Raw genomic sequence first — 18,117 nt, forward strand, 5'->3', positions numbered from 1 at the left:
TTCGACCGTGTGCCGGTGCCGCCGAGGTGGTGACCCACCCCTTGGCCGTGCTCGTCCCGGCGGCCCGCTTTTGCGGCACCGCGCGTGTGTCGGCACATCATAGGACCGTCGGACGAGACCGATCACGATTGGACCGCCCTATTATGCGAGAGCCGTCCCGTGATCCGCACGGCGAGCCTACGGCATCAGACAATACGGATGAGGATCTCGGAATGCCCGGCACGGATCACATCGCCGTCGGCCAACTGCCAATCCTGTACCGGTGAGCCGTTGACGAGGGTCCCGTTGGTGGAGCCGAGGTCGGAGAGCATTGCGGTCTGGCCGTCCCAGCGCACCTCGATATGGCGGCGGGAGACACCGGTATCCGGCAGCCGGAAATGGGCGTCCTGACCGCGGCCGATGATATTGCTGCCTTCGCGGAGCTGGTAGGTGCGGCCGCTACCGTCGTCGAGTGCCAGCGTGGCGGAGAATCCGGGGCCGGCTGCCGGTGCGTATCCGCCCTGAGCGCCGTAAGGGGCCTGCTGGGCAGCACCCTGCGGGTACCCCTGCGCACCTTGCTGGGCATACCCCTGCTGGTCGTACCCCTGGTCGTAACCGGGCTGCTGCGCGTATCCCTGCTGGTCATAGCCCTGGTCGTACCCGGGTTGTGCGTAACCCTGCTGGTCGTAACCGGGCTGCTGCGCGTACCCCTGCTGGTCGTACCCCTGGTCGTAGCCCGGCTGCCCCTGGTAGCCCTGGTCGTACCCGGGTTGTGCGTAACCCTGCTGGTCGTAGCCGGGCTGCTGGGCGTACCCCTGCTGGTCGTAACCACCCTGCTGGGCGTACCCCTGCTGGTCATAACCCTGGTCGTACCCGGGCTGCGGGGCGTACCCGCCCTGGTCGTAACCCTGCTGACCGCCGTACCCCTGCTGGTCGTAGGCGGCGCCGCCCTGCTGGTACTCGTAGCCGTTCTGGTAATCGGGGGCGCCGTTGTACTGCGCGCCGGGACCGTAGTCCTCGGGGTACGCGCCGTTCTGCGGCCCGCGTCCCACGGGTCCGGGAGCGTACCCGCGATTGCGTGGATCGGACTCCGCGTGCTCACGGCTCGGGTCGTAGCCAGAGTTCTGCGTCATGGGGCCAGCTCCTGGTTGCGGGTTAGCGGGTCGTTGTAGCGGTTCCGGGCGGTGAGCCGAGGCAGCTCCACGGCCGGCGTCGGGGTCGACGCGGCCGCTCGTCCTGAACATTCCGGTGTGCAGCGTAGGGGATGCCTCGAAGACCACGTGTACTTCGCCGTAGGTCTGCCATCCTTGTTCACGGATGTAATCCTGCAGATGTTTGGCGAATGCGCGGGTCGTGAGGTCGTGATCGGCATCGAATTGCCGGTGGTCCGACGAGTTGATGGTGATCACGTAGCTGTTGGGTGCGAGCAGATGCCCACCGCCGAGATCTTGGACACTATCGGCGGCCTCACGCTGCAGCGCGGCCTCGACCTCCTGCGGAACGACGTTCCCGCCGAAGACCCGGGCGAAGACATCACCGACGGCCCCCTGGAGGCGGCGCTCGAATCTCGAGACGATCCCCATCTGGGCCTCCCTTCGGTGAGTCTCTCCTCATTCTTTACGACGACACGCGAATGCGGCGTGTCGTTCTACGAGCACGTTCTCTGCATGATATCCACGATCGGCTATACCTGTAACTACCGTAATGGCGATGGAGTTCCCCGCGCGTGTGAAACCGGCCTCGCAATCCACCTCACGGGGCTGTCCGATGAGCCTCTGACCACGTGATTTCGCCCCGTGGTCGTCTCCGTGCTAGTGTCTTTTCCGTCGCTCGGGCGAGTGGCGGAATGGCAGACGCGCTGGCTTCAGGTGCCAGTGTCCTTCGGGACGTGGGGGTTCAAGTCCCCCTTCGCCCACTGGAAGCCGTGGACTGTAAGTCCACGGCTTTTTTGTTTCCTATGCCGGGTACCGGGCTCGGGGCCCGGCCGGCTGCCGGGTCGCATACGAGAAGGATCGGTGTCGAGGGCGTCGACGGAAGCCTGCCGCGGCGGCCGCTGTTGCGGTTCCTTCGTAGCGAAGTGACTCCGTGGGTACGGGCGAGTCGAGTCGTATGGAACAGGCGGATTCGCGGCCGCTTCTGTCACCGGGATCGCCATATGCCGGAATGAGACCAAGGTCACATCACTAATTTTCGGTTGCGGTGCTTCTGCTGAGGGTCACCTTATTCCCAGCCTCTGGTGACCCAGTTCACGTCTTGGAACCACCCTGGTTAACAATGCGCGGGTTTACCTTGCGGTGGAATACGGGGGTTCGTGAAGGTTTGTGGCCGGGAAACCGACCTTGGGTTTCTTTTGGGTTGGCGACCGGCCCGGAATCGGTGTTAACCCCGCGCGAACGCCCTGGTCGTCGATGGGGTGACCGAGTTAACGGCGGTTCGTGTTGTGGTCGTCGCGGGCTGCTTTTCGGTTGCGTGTAACCCCGGTAACGGATATGGCCGTGACCAGTAAAAATCAAATGTACTTGCAAATGAAAGCACCGCTGTAAGGCCGCATGGTGCTGCTGGAAGTTAGCTGGAGTAGGGTCGCCAGGTGGTTGCCTGAAGGTTTGCTGGGTTGGGACTTATACCTGTGACCTCTTACGCAATGGGTTGCGTAGGCATAACGATTGTGTAGAGTCGACGGTAACGCTGGCCGCAGCTAGAGCGGCGACTCGCTGCGGCCAGCGGAATTCAATGGGGGATTCGCACTGATCACCGGATCCACGTTGCTGTCACCTCACAATGCGGTGTCTGCGGTTGTGTGCTCGGCGTTGTCTATCCGTAGTGCCGTTGCCCGCTGCCGGTCGGCAGGCTTGTAGCGGTCTCGGATTCTGCGCCGGCTCTGCGTCCGGCAGTGAAGATGTAGGCCAGGAACAGTGTCTCGGCGAGCAGGCCGCAGGCAATTCGAACGGGTGTGGGCAATGCACTCGGAGTGACGAAACCTTCGAGCAGTCCCGCTACCAGCAGCGTCGGCACCAGCCCCAGGGCGATGGTGGCGGTGGTGCGACCTTGCCGGGCCACCGCTTCGGCGCGGCTCGTGCCTCCCGGATCGACGAGGGTCCAGCCGAGCTTCAGGCCGGCGCCACCGGCGATGAAAATCGCTGTCAACTCCAGCATTCCGTGGGGCAGCAGGAAGCCGAACAGTGAATCCAGCCGGCCGGCATCGGCCATGAGACCGGCCGTAACGCCGATATTCAGCGCGTTCATGAACAGCAGGTACAACACCGGCAGGATCAGGACGCCGAGAAACAGGGCCAGGGCGGAGACCCAGGCGTTGTTGGTCCAGACCAATGCGGCGAAGGCGTCGTTCGGATGTTCGGTGTAATAGGTTTCGAAGGCCCCGCCGGGTGCGGTGAGTGCCCGGGTGTCTTCTTGCAGCCCAAGGGTTCTGCGCGCCGAAGGGTCCACCGAGATCCACGTCGTGAAGCCCGCCACCACGGTGAGAAACACGACGGCCACGGCCAGCCACCAGCCGCACGCCCGGTATACCGCGGCCGGAAACCGATGTGTGAAGAATCGCCGGATCTCGGTCCAGGTATCGGGCGAGCTCCCGACGATTCTGCCGCGCGCCCGAGCCAGTACGGCACTCAACCCGGCGACGAGTTCCGGTTCGGGACTGTGCGTCTGTAACCGCGCCAGCTGCTGGGACGTCTGCCGGTAGAGCCGCACCAGTTCGTCGGCCTCGGCGCCGGTCAAAGTACGCCGGCCGGTCAGGTAGTTCAGCCTGGTCCAGGCTTGTCGATGCCTCGTGCTGTAGGCGTCCACATCCATCGGCTTACCTCCCGCTCCGCCGTTCTGCGGCTGCACCCGGTGATGTTCCCCCGCGTTCGGCGAAGCCGGTTACGGCCCCGGCCGCCGTGAAAGAATGCTATTCGATATGGCTGAATTCACGACGGGGGAAGCGGTGGCGCTCGAACTGCCGGTCGCCCGTATCCCGACCCGTGCCGCAGCGTTCGTGCTCGACCTGGTGCTGCAGATCGTGCTCGGGATCGTGCTGCTCACCACGGTGATGTTCATGACGCAGGGGGACGACAGCAGCCCCTGGTTCGCCGCACTGATGCTGGTGTCGCTGGTCACCGTACTGGTCGGCTATCCCGTGTTCTGGGAAACCGTGCTGTGCGGTGCGACGCCGGGCAAACTCGCTCTGGGGCTACGTGTGGTGCGCGCCGACGGCGGCCCGGTGGATTTCCGCCACGCGCTCACCCGCGGCCTGACCGGCGCGATCGTCGATTTCTGGATGCTCGGTCTCTTCGGCTCGATCGCGGTGGCGAGTTCGATGTGCTCACCGGATGCGCGGCGGGTGGGCGATGTGCTGGCCGGAACGGTGGTCGTACATATTCGGCAGCAGCTTTCCCTGCCGGCGCTGGCGATACCACCGGTCTGGCTCACCGGCTGGTCGGCCGGACTAGAGCTCACCGGGTTGCCCGAGGATCTGGCGCTGTCCGTGCGTCAGTACCTGACCCGCATCGACTCGCTCACTCCGGGCGCGCAGCACGAGATCGGGCAGGCGCTGGTTTCGGCGGTATGCGCTCGGCTGCGGGTCGCGCCGCCGGGGGGTTATCCGCCCGTGCAGATACTCGGAAGCGTGATCGCAGAACGGCAGCGGCGTTCGCTACCGGCCGTCCCGGTTCCGCCGATGTTGTACGCGGCTCCGCGGGCTCCGGTCGCGCAGTCGCGGTGAGCCGCGTTGCGGTGACCTGGCCGAACCGCGACGCACGGGTTCACCTTCCTCCTGGACCCGCCACTGCGTCATGGCAGACGCACAGCGCCCCCGGCCGCTGTGTACGTCGGCGGTGCCACTGACCTCGAACCGGCCCTGTGCCGTATTACGCCTGGTGTGTGTGCGGTAGTCACAGGGCCGCGGACTGTTTCAGCTCCAAATACTCGTCCGCCAGCGCACCCGGCAGGTCGGGGCCGGCGGCGGCGATCACGGCGATCCCCATCCGGCGCAGCGATTCCTGGACTACTGCTTGCTCGGCGAGGCGGGACTCGGCGGCCGCCGCGCGGTACAGCGCGCGTAGATCGCTGCGGTCGGCGGCCGCGGCGATGATCTCCGGATCGGTGACCGAGACGATCAACACCCGGTGACGCTGGGCCAGTACCGGCAGCACCGGAAGCAGGTTCTCGGTCACCGCCGCGCTGTCCAATCCGGTGAACCAGACGATGAGACTGCGGCGGCGGGCCCGGCGGATCGCGGCGCGCACCAGCCCTTCGGAATCGGTATCGACCAGGGCCGGGGTGACCCCGGCCAGCGCGTGCATGAGCTTCGGCTGCACGCCGCGCCCGACACCGGTGCGTACCTCGGCGCGTACCTCGCGGTCGTAGGCCAGCAGGCCGACCATATCGCCGCCCGCGGCGGCCAGGCTGCCCAGCAGTAAGGCGGCTTCGATCGCATTGTCGAGCCGGGTGCCGGCGCCCACCCGGGCAGCGCTGATCCGGCCGGTGTCCAGCAGCATCAGCACTTGCCGGTTGCGTTCCGGGCGCCAGGTCCGGACCAGCACATCGGTGGCCCGCGCGGTCGCCCGCCAGTCGATGGTGCGGACATCGTCGCCCGGGACGTATTCCCGGAACGAATCGAATTCGGTGCCCTGGCCGCGTAGATCCGCCAGATTCCGGCCTTCCAGATGGTGCAGCCGCTTGATCTTGCCGCCGAGCAATCGCTCGCTGTGGAACGGCGGCAGCGCCCGGACCCGCGCCGGCACAACTCGCTGGAACTGGTGACCGGCCAGCCCCAGCGGGCCGAACAGGCGCACGGTGACCGGTCCGGCGGCGCGATCACCGCGGCGGGTGGGCGTGAGTGTGGTGCGCACGCGGACACGGTGGCCGGGCGAGAGGTTCAGTGGATGTTCCCGGCCGGAGGCATCGGTGCTGCCGGGCCAGTCGTCCCACAGCGTTCCCCGGACCGTGTGAGAGCCCGTATTGGTTACTGCGATCTCGATCTCGGTGGCGGAACCGAGTCGCAGAACCGTCAAATCCGTCCGATCCAGCATCACGTCCGCGCTACCGGCGGCGAGAGCGCGATCGATGGCGGCAAGCGCGCACAGCAGGGCGGTCGCCAACAGAACCCCGAACCACGACGGCGCCAGCACGGTGACGAATACCGCCGCCGCGACCGCGATCCCGAACAACCGGCCCGTGACGACCACGGGCTACACCGGAACCGGGACGGATTGCAGCAGGCCGGCCAGCACTTGTTCGCCGGTGATTCCGTCGATCTCGGCCTCGGGCCGCAGCTGCAGCCGGTGCCGCAGTACAGCCACCGCGACGGTTTTCACATCGTCGGGGGTTACGAAACCCCGTCCGTTCAACCAGGCCAAGGCTCTGGCGGCGGCCATGAGCGAGGTCGCACCGCGGGTAGAGGCGCCGTGTGCGACGGCCGCCGCTGTCCGGGTGGCGCGGCAGAGGTCGACAATATAGGCGAGCACCTCGGGACGGATGGCGACTTTCGCGATCGCGGCCCGGGCCGCGGCGATATGCGCGGGACCGGCCACCGGTCGCAACCCGGCGGCGGCGAGGTCGCGTGGGTCGAAACCCTCGGCATGCCGCTGCAGGATACGGAATTCGTCGTCGCGTTCGGGCAGATGGATATCCACCTTGAACAGGAAACGGTCCAGCTGCGCCTCGGGCAGCGGGTAGGTGCCTTCCTGCTCGATCGGGTTCTGCGTGGCGACCACTACGAACGGGTCGGGCAGCGGGCGGGGCCGGCCGTCGACGGAGACCTGGCGTTCTTCCATGGATTCCAGGAGCGCGGATTGGGTTTTCGGTGGCGTGCGGTTGATCTCGTCGGCGAGCAGCAGGTTGGTGAAGACCGGGCCGTCGCGGAAGGTGAACTCGGCCGAATGCGGGTCGTAGATCTGCGAGCCGGTGACGTCGCCGGGCATCAGGTCGGGCGTGAACTGGACTCGGCCGTGTTCGAGTTCCAGGCCGGTGGCCAGCGCCCGGACCAGCAGTGTTTTCGCCACCCCGGGAACGCCCTCGAGCAGTACGTGGCCGCGGCACAGCAGGGCGAGCACGAGATACATGACCGCGTTGTCGTTGCCCACGACCGCCTTACCGATCTCTGTACGCAGGGCGGCGAATGCGGCCGCGGCCTCTACGGCCGTGGGCGCCGCCGGGCCGGCGGGACCGTCCTTACTGGTGTCAATGCTGGTCATCCGACCTCCGCTTCGATCCATTCGAGTTGCGCGGCAACGAGTTCCAGGCTCGATGCATCCGGTACGTGTCCGTAGAGCGCCGAACCGACGGTATCCGGATCGGCTCCTATCCGGGTGGCTACGGCGGCCACCAGGGCATTCGGGGAGATGCCGGCGTCGACGCCGAGGGCCCGGCGCAGCCGGCGCAGCGTGGCAGCCCGCAGGACGTTCGCGATATGTGCGTGGTCGCCGGAGCGACGGTACAGGCCGGCCTGTCCGGACAGTAGTTCGCCGGCCGCCACCTCCACCGGCCGGGGTTCGGCGACCACCGAGCCGCGGCGGCGTGCCCGCCACCACACGAGTACTGCGCCGGCAATGAGGAACTGCAGAATGCCGAAGACCAGCCAGGGAGGGGAGCCCGTGAAGACGGAGTCGTCACCGGTCGGGCGGGGGAGGTCGGGGTCGTAGTCGTCCGGTGGGTCGATCGGTGGTGGGTCGATCGGCGGAGTATCCGGTGCGCTGGGCCCGCTACAGCCCTGCAGTATCGCGTAGAGAACCAGTAGCACGACCGCTGTCGATGCCAGCGTCGCCCAGAAACGGGGGTCGCGCAGCATCGCGGGGAGCTCCCTGCTGCCCCGGCGCGACCCGGCCCTACGCCCGACCGCCTCGACTTCCACCGGATCTGCCGCCGGGGGCGGCGCGGCAGCGGAGAACTGATCGGCCCGGGCGAGCCGATGGTATTCGTCCGCCGCCGCGGGACGGCCGCCGTAGACGACCTCGTCGAAGGCCCCGGCGGCCGGGGGGATATCGCCGGAGAGCTCGGACGGTAGCGCCGCCGCGGCCTCCTGGGAGGTCTCGCGGGCAGTGCGGGACCGCCGCACTTCGAGCACACCGTGCTGTTCCAGCCCGCGCAGCACCGCGCGGAATCGCTCGCGTAGCGCGGTATCGTAATCGCCCTGGGCCGCAGCGTATTCGGCGGCGGCGCGGTGAGTGTCCGCGGTATCGAGTTGCGGCCGGTCCGGGACGGCGCGATGCGGATCGGTCACCGATGACCTCTGCCCGCGTCGGGAACCCGGATATCCATACCCTCACGGCGACAGCGGAGATCGAGGTACCCGACCACCCGGGCGCTGGATTCCACGATCTCGGTGAAGGCCGCCAGCAGCAGCCCGGTGCCGGTGATCAGGACGAGGAAGGGCCAGCGATGGGTGCCGGCGATATCGCTGACGAACAGCGCGAGGCCCAGTAGAGGCGCGGTCAGCACCGTGTAGACCAGCTGCCGGCAGATCCAGACACCGGTTCGCTGCATCCGCAGTGAGCCGGTGAGCAACCCGGATCGCGTGAGTGCCGTACGGGCTGAGGTCTGTTCGGCGAAAAGAACGGGCGCTGCCACCAGGTGCCGCGCGCGCAACCACGCCAGGCCGAACCAGCAGAAGGGGTAGACGAGCAGGAACCAGACGATGCCGAGAAAACCGAACGGGAGGAACAGCATGCCCGGCGCGAGCACGGCGAGGCCGATCGCGGTGAACGACAACTGGGTCAGCAGCAGCGGGCCCAGGCGTTGTCCGGTCCGTCGTACCGCCGTCCGCGCCCCGATCGGTGCGCCGATCGCACGGGCGAGACCTGTGGTCACGGTGACTCCACGCAGCACGGTCCGGATGATCCAGGCGACGACGAGCGTGGCGCACAGCGCCGCGAGCGCGGTGCCGTCATCGGATCCGCCGGTCAGGTGGGAGACGAGTCCGATGAACGCCGCTACCACTGAGCCACCGGCCACCAGCAGCGGCGCGGCGCATCCCGCGGTTACCCGGATATCGGCTTGCAGCAGCGCGAACGGCTCATCGAGCAGTTCCCGGAAACTCAGCGGACGGATCGGCACCGTCGTTTTCCGGGCTCGGTGTTCCGGATCTACTCCCGCCCCGACGGAGCCGGCCGTAGGGGCGGCAGGCTGCACGCGGCCGAGTCTAACGGGTACGCGGACGACAGGAAGGGCATGATTCGCCCGCGCCTGCGTACCCGGCCGGCCGTAGTCTTATGCGGTCCCTCGAGGTGACGGCCGCCGTCGGACCTGAGCCTTCGAACGATGCGGCCGATTGCACCCCTGCGGCGCAAACCCCGTGGACTCGGCCGGATATGCGCGGGACCCCGTTCAGTTGCCCGGCGGCAGTTCCCGAGGTGTGCGTCCTTCCGGCAGTTCTCCCGCTGTGCGTCCCGGCAGTGCGGTGCCGGTCGCGGGTTCCAGCCGGGTCGTCGACGAGACGATCGCATCGGGTTCAAGGGTCAGCTCGGCGTCCACCACCGTGTTCGCCGGCGCGGCGCTGTCGCGTGACCGGCCACGTCCGGTCCGTGCTTGCCCGGCCACGCCGTCGACCGTGACGTTGCGGGACCGGCGCAGGGTGAAGGTGATCTCCTCGGCTTCGGTGAATACATGGCGCGCGGTTCGTAGTGGCCGGCTCGCGGTATCGAGGGCGTCCTCGATCGCCGAGCTCACGAAACCCGGTACCAGCGGGCCGATCCAGCGAGCGGCGGTATCGGTGAACGGAACCGTGCCGACCAGCGGGAGTTCCAGGCCACGCGACGGTCGCCCGGGGCTCTTCCCGAGCGATACCGGCAGATCCGATCCCTCCCCCGCCGGCAGTGACCGCTGTTCGGCCGGCAGTACGGCGGCCTCGGGTGTGCGCTCGGTGACCCCGATCTCCAGCCCGCCGAGCGCGGCTATCACCCGCGTCCGCTGGCGTTCCCGGTCGATCGCGGTATCGGCCGCGGCTTCGAGCCGCGCCGCGGCCAGCTGCCGGTCCGCCTTCACAGCGGCGGTTTCGGCGCGGACTTCGGCCTCTTTTTCCGCGATGGCGGCGTCGGCGGCACGTTCGGCGCGATCGGCTACCGCCGCAGCGGCGCGACGACGCTCCTGCATGGTCTCTCCGCGCCATCGGCGCAGTATCAGTGGGAGGGCGGCCAGCAGGACGAAAACCGCCCAGGTGAGCAGTCGCAACAGGAATGCGCCGGTCTGGCCGGTGGTGTGCTCATGCATGGCTGCCCAGCGGGCTCCGATACCGCGATCGCCCTCGGCTGCGGCCAGTGTGCGGGCATCACCCAGCGCGGTCCGGGCGTCGTCCACGCGCACGTCCAGTGGAGCGATACGGCTCTGCGCCACCGACAGCGCGGTGCGCGCATCGTCGAGCATGTCGTTGGCGGTTTGCGCCTCCGGACCTCGGCCCGGCACACCGGTGATCTTCGTCTGCGGGCAGCCCGGGCCGGGATTGAACTCACATCTGGCGACGATGAGCGCGTTGTCGATATCGGCCGAGGCCTCGGCTATATCGCGGTCCAGTGCGGTGCGGTCGGCTATTGCGCGGTCCAGTTCATCCTGGGCGGTGCGTACCGCCGGAGTGGTGGCGGCCGCGGCTACCGCGTGTTGTTCGAGAATCCGATCGACGGAGTTGTCGAACAACACGGTGGTGGCCAGTTCGGCCACCACCAGGCCGGTCAGCGCGGTTACCGCGAGGCGGGTCGCCACCGCCGCAATATCGGTCGTGCCCGCGGGCCGGTCGGGCCGGGCGGCGGGTTGGGCACCGGCCAGAGCCCGGCCCACCAGACCCATGAGCAGTCCGGTGATCACTGCGGTGGGCAGTACCGCTGCGGCCGGCCACTCGCCGAGACTCAGCGCGACCCCGGTGACTCCCGCGGAGGCCAGCGCGAACAGCGCCACACCTGTGCCGGTGACGATATAGCCGGTGCGCTCGTATCCGTCGGTGGGCTCGGTGGGCTGTCCGCCGCCGAGCCGGATGAACATGCCGGTGACGCTCATGGGACCCATAACCTCTGCAGCTGTCATCGATTCGTTGTCTCAGCGTGACAGGCGGCACGGCAGTCCATCGAGCCCTCGCGCGCTGGTGTGGTCATCTTCACAGGCGCCGGTGAGCATGTCGCGCCGAGGCCCGTTGTCCGGGTCCGGCGGAGCTCGTGGCCTGGCCGAATTCTGTGTTCCTGCAACAGGAAAGGGCCTCGGACGGGCACCGAAAATGTGGCGTGGACCACTGGAATGGGCATTTGCTGTGCGTGTGCTGTCTTGTGGGAATCGGAAAACAGTCCGGACGGTCGGATCATGTTCTGTGCTTGTCACAACGCTGTCACGAACATCTCATCGCGGTGCGTGACAGTTAGCCGCGGACGGGCGGGTTTGCCGATGGTCGTCGCCGGGAATGCATCTTCGATGCAGGTGAGCGTGGGTTCGGCGGATGCGACGAGGCATCTGGAAATGAGCCGGACGGGTGGATCGCCGCTGTTCGGAGGGTCGATCCGGAATCGATTTCAGCCGGAATGCTGCTTTACACTAGAAAACGCGCATACGTGGAGGAATGAATGAAGAAGCCCAGCTCAAGGCCCGGCAGTCCAGTTTATTAGGGCGGCCTTGGTTGGTTGGGTTCCGAGCCTGGCTTATCGTTTGCTCCTACGCCGCACATACCGATGTCCGGCCGAAAGCACGGTCGGGCAACCTATCGGCAAGGCCAGCCCAGCGGGCGAAACCCGTATCCGGGTTCCGAGCGCGTAAGCGCTTCGTTACCGGCGGGCACCGCCGCACAACCGCAGGTGGAAACAACTTCAGACGTGACTGCACGCCGAACACCATCAGCGCGGCTGGTGTCGGCCAACGTACGAACGCAGTCCTATAGGGAGCGTTCGACAGTACCGGCGTTCGACAGGGCGTTCTCTCCAGGCCGCACCCACGTCGAGGTCGACTTTCTCGAAGGCAGAGGCATGACGCAACTACCTGGCCACAGGTCCCCCGGACCCATCGGGCTTTATGACCCGGCGCACGAGCACGACGCATGTGGTGTCGCGTTCGTCGGTGATATGCACGGCCGCCGCAGCCGTGACATCGTCGACAAGGCCATTACGGCCCTGTTGAACCTCGAGCACCGCGGCGCCGCGGGCGCCGAGCCGAACTCCGGCGACGGCGCGGGCATCCTGATCCAGGTTCCCGACCGCTTCTTCCGTGCAGTCGTCGATTTCGAGCTGCCACCCGAGGGCTCCTATGCCACCGGTATCGCCTTCCTGCCGCAGGCCCGGCGCGAGGCAGCGCGGGCTTCCTACGGCGTCGAGAAGATCGTCAAAGAAGAGGGCCTGACGGTACTCGGCTGGCGCGAGGTACCGATCGACGAGTCGTCGCTCGGTGCGCTGTCCCGCGACGCCATGCCGCTGTTCCGGCAGCTCTTCATCGGCTCACCCGCGGGCGCCGACGAGCAACTGACCGGGATGGACCTGGAACGGCGTGCCTATGTCATCCGCAAACGGGTGGAGCACGAACTGGGTAAGGCCGGCGCCGGCGAAGGCGCGGTCGGTAAAGAATCGGTGTACTTCCCGAGCCTGTCCGGGCAGACCTTCGTCTACAAGGGCATGTTCACTACGCCGCAGCTGCGTGCGTTCTATCTGGACCTGCAGGACGACCGGGTGGAAAGCGCCCTGGGCATCGTGCACTCCCGGTTCTCCACCAATACTTTCCCGTCGTGGCCGCTGGCCCACCCGTTCCGGCGGGTCGCACACAACGGCGAGATCAACACCGTGGCCGGTAACGAGAACTGGATGCGGGCCCGCGAGGCGCTGCTGCGTTCGGATGTCTTCGGTAAGGATTCCGCCGGGAAGAACCGGTTGGAGAAGATCTTCCCGGTCTGTACCCCGGGCGCCAGCGATACCGCGCGCTTCGACGAGGTCCTCGAACTGCTGCACCTGGGTGGCCGCACCCTGCCGCACGCGGTGCTCATGATGATTCCCGAGGCCTGGGAACGCAACGAGAACATGGACTCGCAGCGCCGGGCGTTCTACGAGTACCACTCCATGCTCATGGAGCCGTGGGACGGCCCCGCCTCGGTGTGCTTCACCGACGGCACCGTCATCGGCGCCGTGCTGGACCGTAACGGACTGCGGCCCAGCCGGATCTGGGTCACCGATGACGGCCTGGTGGTCATGGCCTCCGAGGTCGGCGTGCTGGATATCGACCAGTCCAAGGTCGTACGCAAGATCCGCCTGCAGCCGGGTCGTATGTTCCTGGTCGACACCGCGCAGGGCCGGATCGTCGACGACGAAGAGATCAAAGCGCAGCTGGCCGCCGAGCACCCGTACCGGGAATGGCTCGACGCCGGCATCAAACACCTCTCCGATCTGCCCGACCGCCCGCATGTGCATATGTCGCACGACCGGGTGCTCATTCGGCAGCAGATCTTCGGGTACACCACCGAGGAGCTGAACCTGCTCATCTCGCCGATGGCGAAAACCGGTGCCGAAGCGCTGGGCTCGATGGGTACCGACACCCCGATCGCCGTGCTCTCGGCGCGGCCGCGGTTGCTGTTCGACTACTTCTCCCAGCAGTTCGCGCAGGTCACCAACCCGCCGCTGGATGCCATCCGGGAAGAGGTCGTCACCAGTCTGCGCCGTCATATCGGCCCGGAGGCCGATCTGCTGCACCCGAGCCCGGAATCCTGCCGGCAGATCGCGATCCAGCAGCCGATCATCGACAACGACGAACTGTCGAAGCTGGTCCATATCAACGACGACGGCAGCCACCCCGGCCTGCGCTCGGTCGTTGTGCGCGGCCTGTACGAGGTCGCGGCCGGCGGTGACGGCCTGCGCCGCGCGCTCGACGCCATCAACACCCAGGTCTCGGCGGCGATCGACGGTGGTGCCCGCATCATCGTGCTGTCGGACCGCGAATCCAACGAGAAGCTTGCGCCGATCCCGTCGCTGCTGCTCACCGCGTCGGTGCATCACCATCTGGTCCGGGAACGCACCCGCACCATGGTCGGTCTGGTGGTCGAGGCCGGTGACGCCCGCGAGGTGCACCATATGGCTACCCTCGTCGGTTTCGGTGCCGCCGCGATCAACCCGTACATGGCCTTCGAATCGATCGAGGACATGCTCGAACGGGGCGCGCTGAGCGTTCCCGGCAGCACCGGCGATCTGGCGGCCGATTACCGCAAGGCGGTCGCGAACTACAACAAGGCCGCGAGCAAAGGTGTGCTGAAGGTGATGTCCAAGATGGGCATCTCCACGGTCGCCTCCTACAACGGTGCGCAGTTGTTCCAGGTGATCGGCCTGTCGCAGGACTTGGTGGACGAATACTTCACCGGTCTGCGTTCGCACCTGGGCGGTATCGGCCTGGACGAGATCGCCACCGATGTGGCGACCCGGCATTCGGTCGCGTTCCTGGAGAACCGCAACGAGCGCGCGCACCGCGAGCTCGAGGTGGGCGGTGAGTACCAGTGGCGGCGTGAAGGTGAATACCACCTGTTCAACCCGGATACGGTGTTCAAACTGCAGCACGCCACCCGCAGCGGGCAGTACTCGATCTTCAAGGAGTACACCAAACTGGTCGACGACCAGTCCGAGCGGCTGGCCTCGCTGCGCGGCCTGATCAAGTTCAAGAAGGGTGCGCGGTCCCCGATTTCCATCGAGGAGGTCGAGCCCGCGTCCGAGATCGTCAAACGTTTCTCCACCGGTGCGATGAGCTACGGCTCGATTTCGGCCGAGGCGCACGAAACACTGGCGATCGCGATGAACCGGCTGGGTGGCCGGTCCAACTCCGGTGAGGGCGGCGAATCGCCGGCCCGGTTCGAGCCGGAGGACAACGGTGACTGGCGGCGCAGTGCGATCAAGCAGGTCGCCTCGGGCCGGTTCGGTGTCACCGCGCACTACCTGACCAACTGCACCGATATCCAGATCAAGATGGCCCAGGGCGCCAAGCCGGGCGAGGGCGGCCAGCTGCCCGCGCACAAGGTGTATCCCTGGGTCGCCGAGGTCCGGCATTCGACGCCGGGCGTGGGCCTGATCTCGCCGCCGCCGCATCACGATATCTACTCGATCGAGGATCTGGCGCAGCTCATCCACGATCTGAAGAACGCGAACCCGCAGGCGCGGATTCACGTGAAACTTGTTGCCGAGCCCGGTGTCGGCACCGTCGCGGCGGGCGTGTCCAAGGCGCACGCCGATGTGGTGCTGATCTCCGGTCACGACGGCGGCACCGGTGCTTCGCCGCTCACCTCGCTCAAGCATGCGGGCGGGCCGTGGGAACTCGGTCTGGCCGAAACGCAGCAGACCCTGCTGCTCAACGGTCTGCGCGACCGGATCGTGGTGCAGGTCGACGGCCAGATGAAGACCGGCCGCGATGTCGTGGTCGCCGCACTGCTCGGTGCCGAGGAGTACGGTTTTGCGACCGCGCCGCTGGTGGTTTCCGGCTGCATCATGATGCGGGTGTGTCATCTCGACACCTGCCCGGTGGGCGTGGCCACCCAGAATCCGGTGCTGCGCGACCGGTTCACCGGTAAGCCGGAATTCGTCGAGAACTTCTTCATGTTCATCGCCGAAGAGGTCCGGGAACTGCTGGCCGAACTCGGTTTCCGCAGCTTGGACGAGGCCGTGGGCCGGGTCGACCTGCTCGACACCACCAAGGCCAAACAGCATTGGAAGGCCAGCAAACTGGACCTGTCGCCGATCCTCGACGATGTCGAAACGGCGTTCATGTTCCAGGACCGCCGCCGGACCAAGGAACAGGACCACGGTCTGGACAAGGCGCTGGACAACGAGCTGATCGCGCAGAGCCGCGATGCGCTCGAGTTCGGTAAACCGGTCAAGATCGACACCAAGATCACGAACGTGAACCGGACCGTCGGCACCATGCTCGGCCACGAGGTGACCAAGCTCTACGGCGGCGCCGGCCTGCCCGACGACACGATCGACATCACGCTCACGGGTTCGGCCGGTAACAGCTTCGGCGCCTTCGTTCCGGCGGGTATCACCCTGCGGGTGCAGGGTGACGCGAACGACTATGTCGGTAAGGGTCTTTCGGGCGGCCACCTGGTGGTGCGTCCGGCACCCAACGCCCCGGCAGAGTTCGTCGCCGAGGAGAACATCATCGCGGGCAACGTGATCCTGTTCGGTGCGACCAGCGGCCAGGCGTTCATCAACGGTGTGGTGGGCGAACGGTTCGCCGTGCGCAACTCCGGTGCCACCGCAGTGGTCGAGGGCGTGGGCGATCACGCCTGCGAGTACATGACCGGTGGTCGTGTCGTCATCCTCGGCGACACCGGACGTAACTTCGGCGCCGGTATGTCCGGCGGTATCGCGTTCGTCTACGACCCCGACAACACGTTCAGCGGCCGGCTCAACCCGGAACAGGCGGACGCCGTCGAGGCGCTGTCCGGTGACGATTTCACCTGGCTGCGCGACATCATCGGCCGGCACCGGGAACAGACCGGTTCCGCTGTGGCCGAAAAGATCCTGGGCGACTGGTCGCAGCAGGTGAACCACTTTGTGAAGGTCATGCCGCGCGAGTACAAGAAGGTGCTGCTCGCCATCTCCGAGGCCGAGAAGAGCGGTAAAGACGTCGACGCTGCGATTATGGAGGCCGCTCGTGGGTGACACCCAAGGATTTCTGAAGCACACGTCCCGGGAGTTGCCCGAACGCCGTCCGGTGCCGTTACGCCTGATGGACTGGAAAGAGGTCTACCAGGAGGGGTTTCCGCACGAAACCCTGCAGCGGCAGGCAAGTCGCTGTATGGACTGCGGTATTCCTTTCTGCCACAACGGCTGCCCCCTGGGGAACCTCATTCCCGAGTGGAACGACCTGGTCTACTCCGACCGCTGGCGCGAGGGTATCGACCGGCTGCACGCGACCAACAACTTCCCGGAATTCACCGGGCGGCTGTGCCCGGCCCCGTGCGAGGCGTCCTGCGTTCTCGGTATCAACCAGGATCCGGTGACCATCAAGCAGGTCGAGGTCGAACTCATCGAGAACGCCTTCGACGAGGGCTGGGTCGCGCCGGTGTACCCGACCCGGCTCACCGGTAAGAAGGTTGCCGTGGTGGGCTCCGGACCCGCGGGTCTGGCCGCTGCCCAGCAGCTCACCCGCGCCGGGCACACCGTGACCGTATTCGAGCGGGCCGACCGTATCGGCGGTCTGATGCGGTACGGCATCCCGGAATTCAAGATGGAGAAGCGTTTCATCGACCGCCGGCTGGCGCAGATGGAGGCCGAGGGCACCATCTTCAAGGCCGGGGTGAACGTCGGAGTCGATATCACCGCCGACGAATTGCGCGAGCGGTACGACGCGGTGGTCCTCGCCGGCGGTGCCACCCAGGCCCGCGATCTGCCCATTCCGGGCCGCGAGCTGGACGGCATCCACCAGGCGATGGAGTTCCTGCCCTGGGCCAACCGGGTTCAGCAGGGAGATCCGGTGACCGACGACAACGGTCTGCCGCCGATCCACGCGCACGGCAAGAATGTCGTCATCATCGGCGGCGGTGACACCGGCGCCGACTGCCTGGGCACCTCGCACCGCCAGGGCGCGGCCAGCGTGCACCAGTTCGAGATCATGCCGCGACCGCCGGCCGAACGCGCCGGCTCGACCCCGTGGCCGACCTACCCGCTCATGTACCGGGTTTCCTCGGCGCACGAAGAGGGCGGTGAACGCGTGTTCTCGGTGAACACCGAACGCTTCGTCGGTTCCGACAGCAAGGTGACCGGGCTCGAGGCGCACGAGGTCAAGATGGTCAACGGCCGGTTCGAGAAGGTCGAGGGTACCGATTTCACCCTCGAGGCCGATCTCGTCCTGCTGGCCATGGGCTTCGTCGGACCGGACAAGCCGGGTCTGCTCACCGATCTCGGCGTCGGCTACGACCAGCGCGGCAACGTCCAGCGGGACAAGAAATGGGCCACCAATATCCCCGGCGTCTTCGTCGCCGGCGATATGGGCCGCGGCCAGTCGCTGATCGTGTGGGCGATCGCCGAGGGTCGCGCGGCGGCTTCGGCGGTGGACGAGTACCTGGAGGGCGAAACCGCCCTGCCGGCGCCGATTCCGCCGACCGCGGTCGCGCAGCGTTGAGTTAGGCACCGTATTACCCGAAGGCGCGGTACCTCCGAATCGGAGGTACCGCGCCTTCGTCTTCTTCGTGGACACGCCGGGTTGGGCTGCGTTTGT

General features: G+C 66.9%; 10 protein-coding genes and 1 tRNA gene. 4 read left to right on the forward strand and 7 right to left on the reverse strand.

Annotation, left to right across the window (positions count from 1 at the left end):
• Positions 1 to 185 precede the first annotated feature (185 nt).
• On the reverse strand, positions 186 to 1,562 hold the full coding sequence (locus NFL01S_RS04060; RefSeq protein ID WP_062971646.1) for an FhaA domain-containing protein: 1,377 nt from the start codon (positions 1,560 to 1,562) through the stop codon (positions 186 to 188).
• Positions 1,563 to 1,811: 249 nt separating this feature from the next.
• Between NFL01S_RS04060 and NFL01S_RS04065 the strand changes: the two genes are divergently transcribed.
• Positions 1,812 to 1,894: transfer RNA gene (locus NFL01S_RS04065), tRNA-Leu, on the forward strand.
• An 896-nt stretch (positions 1,895 to 2,790) separates the two neighbouring features.
• On the opposite strand, the gene NFL01S_RS04070 is transcribed toward NFL01S_RS04065, so the two are convergent.
• The gene (locus tag NFL01S_RS04070; protein WP_245670509.1) at positions 2,791 to 3,822 is read right to left on the reverse strand and encodes a stage II sporulation protein M; all 1,032 of its coding nucleotides are present in this window, start codon (positions 3,820 to 3,822) and stop codon (positions 2,791 to 2,793) included.
• Between the two features lie 70 nt (positions 3,823 to 3,892).
• On the opposite strand from NFL01S_RS04070, the gene NFL01S_RS04075 reads away from it, so the two are divergent.
• The gene (locus NFL01S_RS04075) at positions 3,893 to 4,696 is read left to right on the forward strand and encodes an RDD family protein (protein ID WP_062972358.1); all 804 of its coding nucleotides are present in this window, start codon (positions 3,893 to 3,895) and stop codon (positions 4,694 to 4,696) included.
• Between the two features lie 169 nt (positions 4,697 to 4,865).
• Here the strand turns inward: NFL01S_RS04075 and NFL01S_RS04080 are convergent, their stop codons facing one another.
• The 5 genes from NFL01S_RS04080 to NFL01S_RS04100 form a co-directional block, all read right to left on the reverse strand.
• Positions 4,866 to 6,161: a DUF58 domain-containing protein gene (locus NFL01S_RS04080; RefSeq protein ID WP_062971648.1), complete on the reverse strand. Its 1,296-nt coding sequence runs from the start codon at positions 6,159 to 6,161 to the stop codon at positions 4,866 to 4,868.
• Positions 6,162 to 6,164: 3 nt separating this feature from the next.
• Positions 6,165 to 7,169, reverse strand: coding sequence for an AAA family ATPase (locus NFL01S_RS04085; protein WP_062971650.1), 1,005 nt, complete (start codon positions 7,167 to 7,169; stop codon positions 6,165 to 6,167).
• Positions 7,166 to 8,194: a DUF4129 domain-containing protein gene (locus tag NFL01S_RS04090; protein WP_062971652.1), complete on the reverse strand. Its 1,029-nt coding sequence runs from the start codon at positions 8,192 to 8,194 to the stop codon at positions 7,166 to 7,168. Before NFL01S_RS04090 ends, NFL01S_RS04085 begins: the two co-directional genes overlap by 4 nt.
• On the reverse strand, positions 8,191 to 9,027 hold the full coding sequence (locus NFL01S_RS04095) for a hypothetical protein (RefSeq protein ID WP_062971654.1): 837 nt from the start codon (positions 9,025 to 9,027) through the stop codon (positions 8,191 to 8,193). The genes NFL01S_RS04090 and NFL01S_RS04095 overlap by 4 nt, the downstream gene beginning before the upstream one ends.
• Positions 9,028 to 9,297: 270 nt before the next feature.
• Complete coding sequence (locus NFL01S_RS04100; RefSeq protein ID WP_245670510.1) at positions 9,298 to 10,983, reverse strand: DUF4407 domain-containing protein; 1,686 nt, start codon at positions 10,981 to 10,983, stop codon at positions 9,298 to 9,300.
• A 923-nt stretch (positions 10,984 to 11,906) separates the two neighbouring features.
• Here NFL01S_RS04100 and gltB point away from each other — a divergent pair.
• Positions 11,907 to 16,559, forward strand: a complete 4,653-nt coding sequence (gltB, locus tag NFL01S_RS04105; RefSeq protein WP_062971658.1) for a glutamate synthase large subunit — start codon at positions 11,907 to 11,909, stop codon at positions 16,557 to 16,559.
• On the forward strand, positions 16,552 to 18,021 hold the full coding sequence (locus NFL01S_RS04110; RefSeq protein WP_062971660.1) for a glutamate synthase subunit beta: 1,470 nt from the start codon (positions 16,552 to 16,554) through the stop codon (positions 18,019 to 18,021). The genes gltB and NFL01S_RS04110 overlap by 8 nt, the downstream gene beginning before the upstream one ends.
• Positions 18,022 to 18,117: the final 96 nt, after the last annotated feature.

Origin of the sequence: Nocardia flavorosea NBRC 108225, from assembly GCF_001613385.1 — a bacterium.
GTDB lineage: Bacteria > Actinomycetota > Actinomycetes > Mycobacteriales > Mycobacteriaceae > Nocardia > Nocardia flavorosea.

What these genes read in the sequence shown, in the direction of transcription:
- NFL01S_RS04060 (WP_062971646.1), bottom strand. Translation starts at nt 1,562, where the DNA reads ATGGGGATCGTCTCGAGATTCGAGCGCCGCCTCCAGGGGGCCGTCGGT.
- NFL01S_RS04075 (WP_062972358.1), top strand. Translation starts at nt 3,893, where the DNA reads ATGGCTGAATTCACGACGGGGGAAGCGGTGGCGCTCGAACTGCCGGTC.
- NFL01S_RS04085 (WP_062971650.1), bottom strand. Translation starts at nt 7,169, where the DNA reads ATGACCAGCATTGACACCAGTAAGGACGGTCCCGCCGGCCCGGCGGCG.
- NFL01S_RS04100 (WP_245670510.1), bottom strand. Translation starts at nt 10,983, where the DNA reads ATGACAGCTGCAGAGGTTATGGGTCCCATGAGCGTCACCGGCATGTTC.
- gltB (WP_062971658.1), top strand. Translation starts at nt 11,907, where the DNA reads ATGACGCAACTACCTGGCCACAGGTCCCCCGGACCCATCGGGCTTTAT.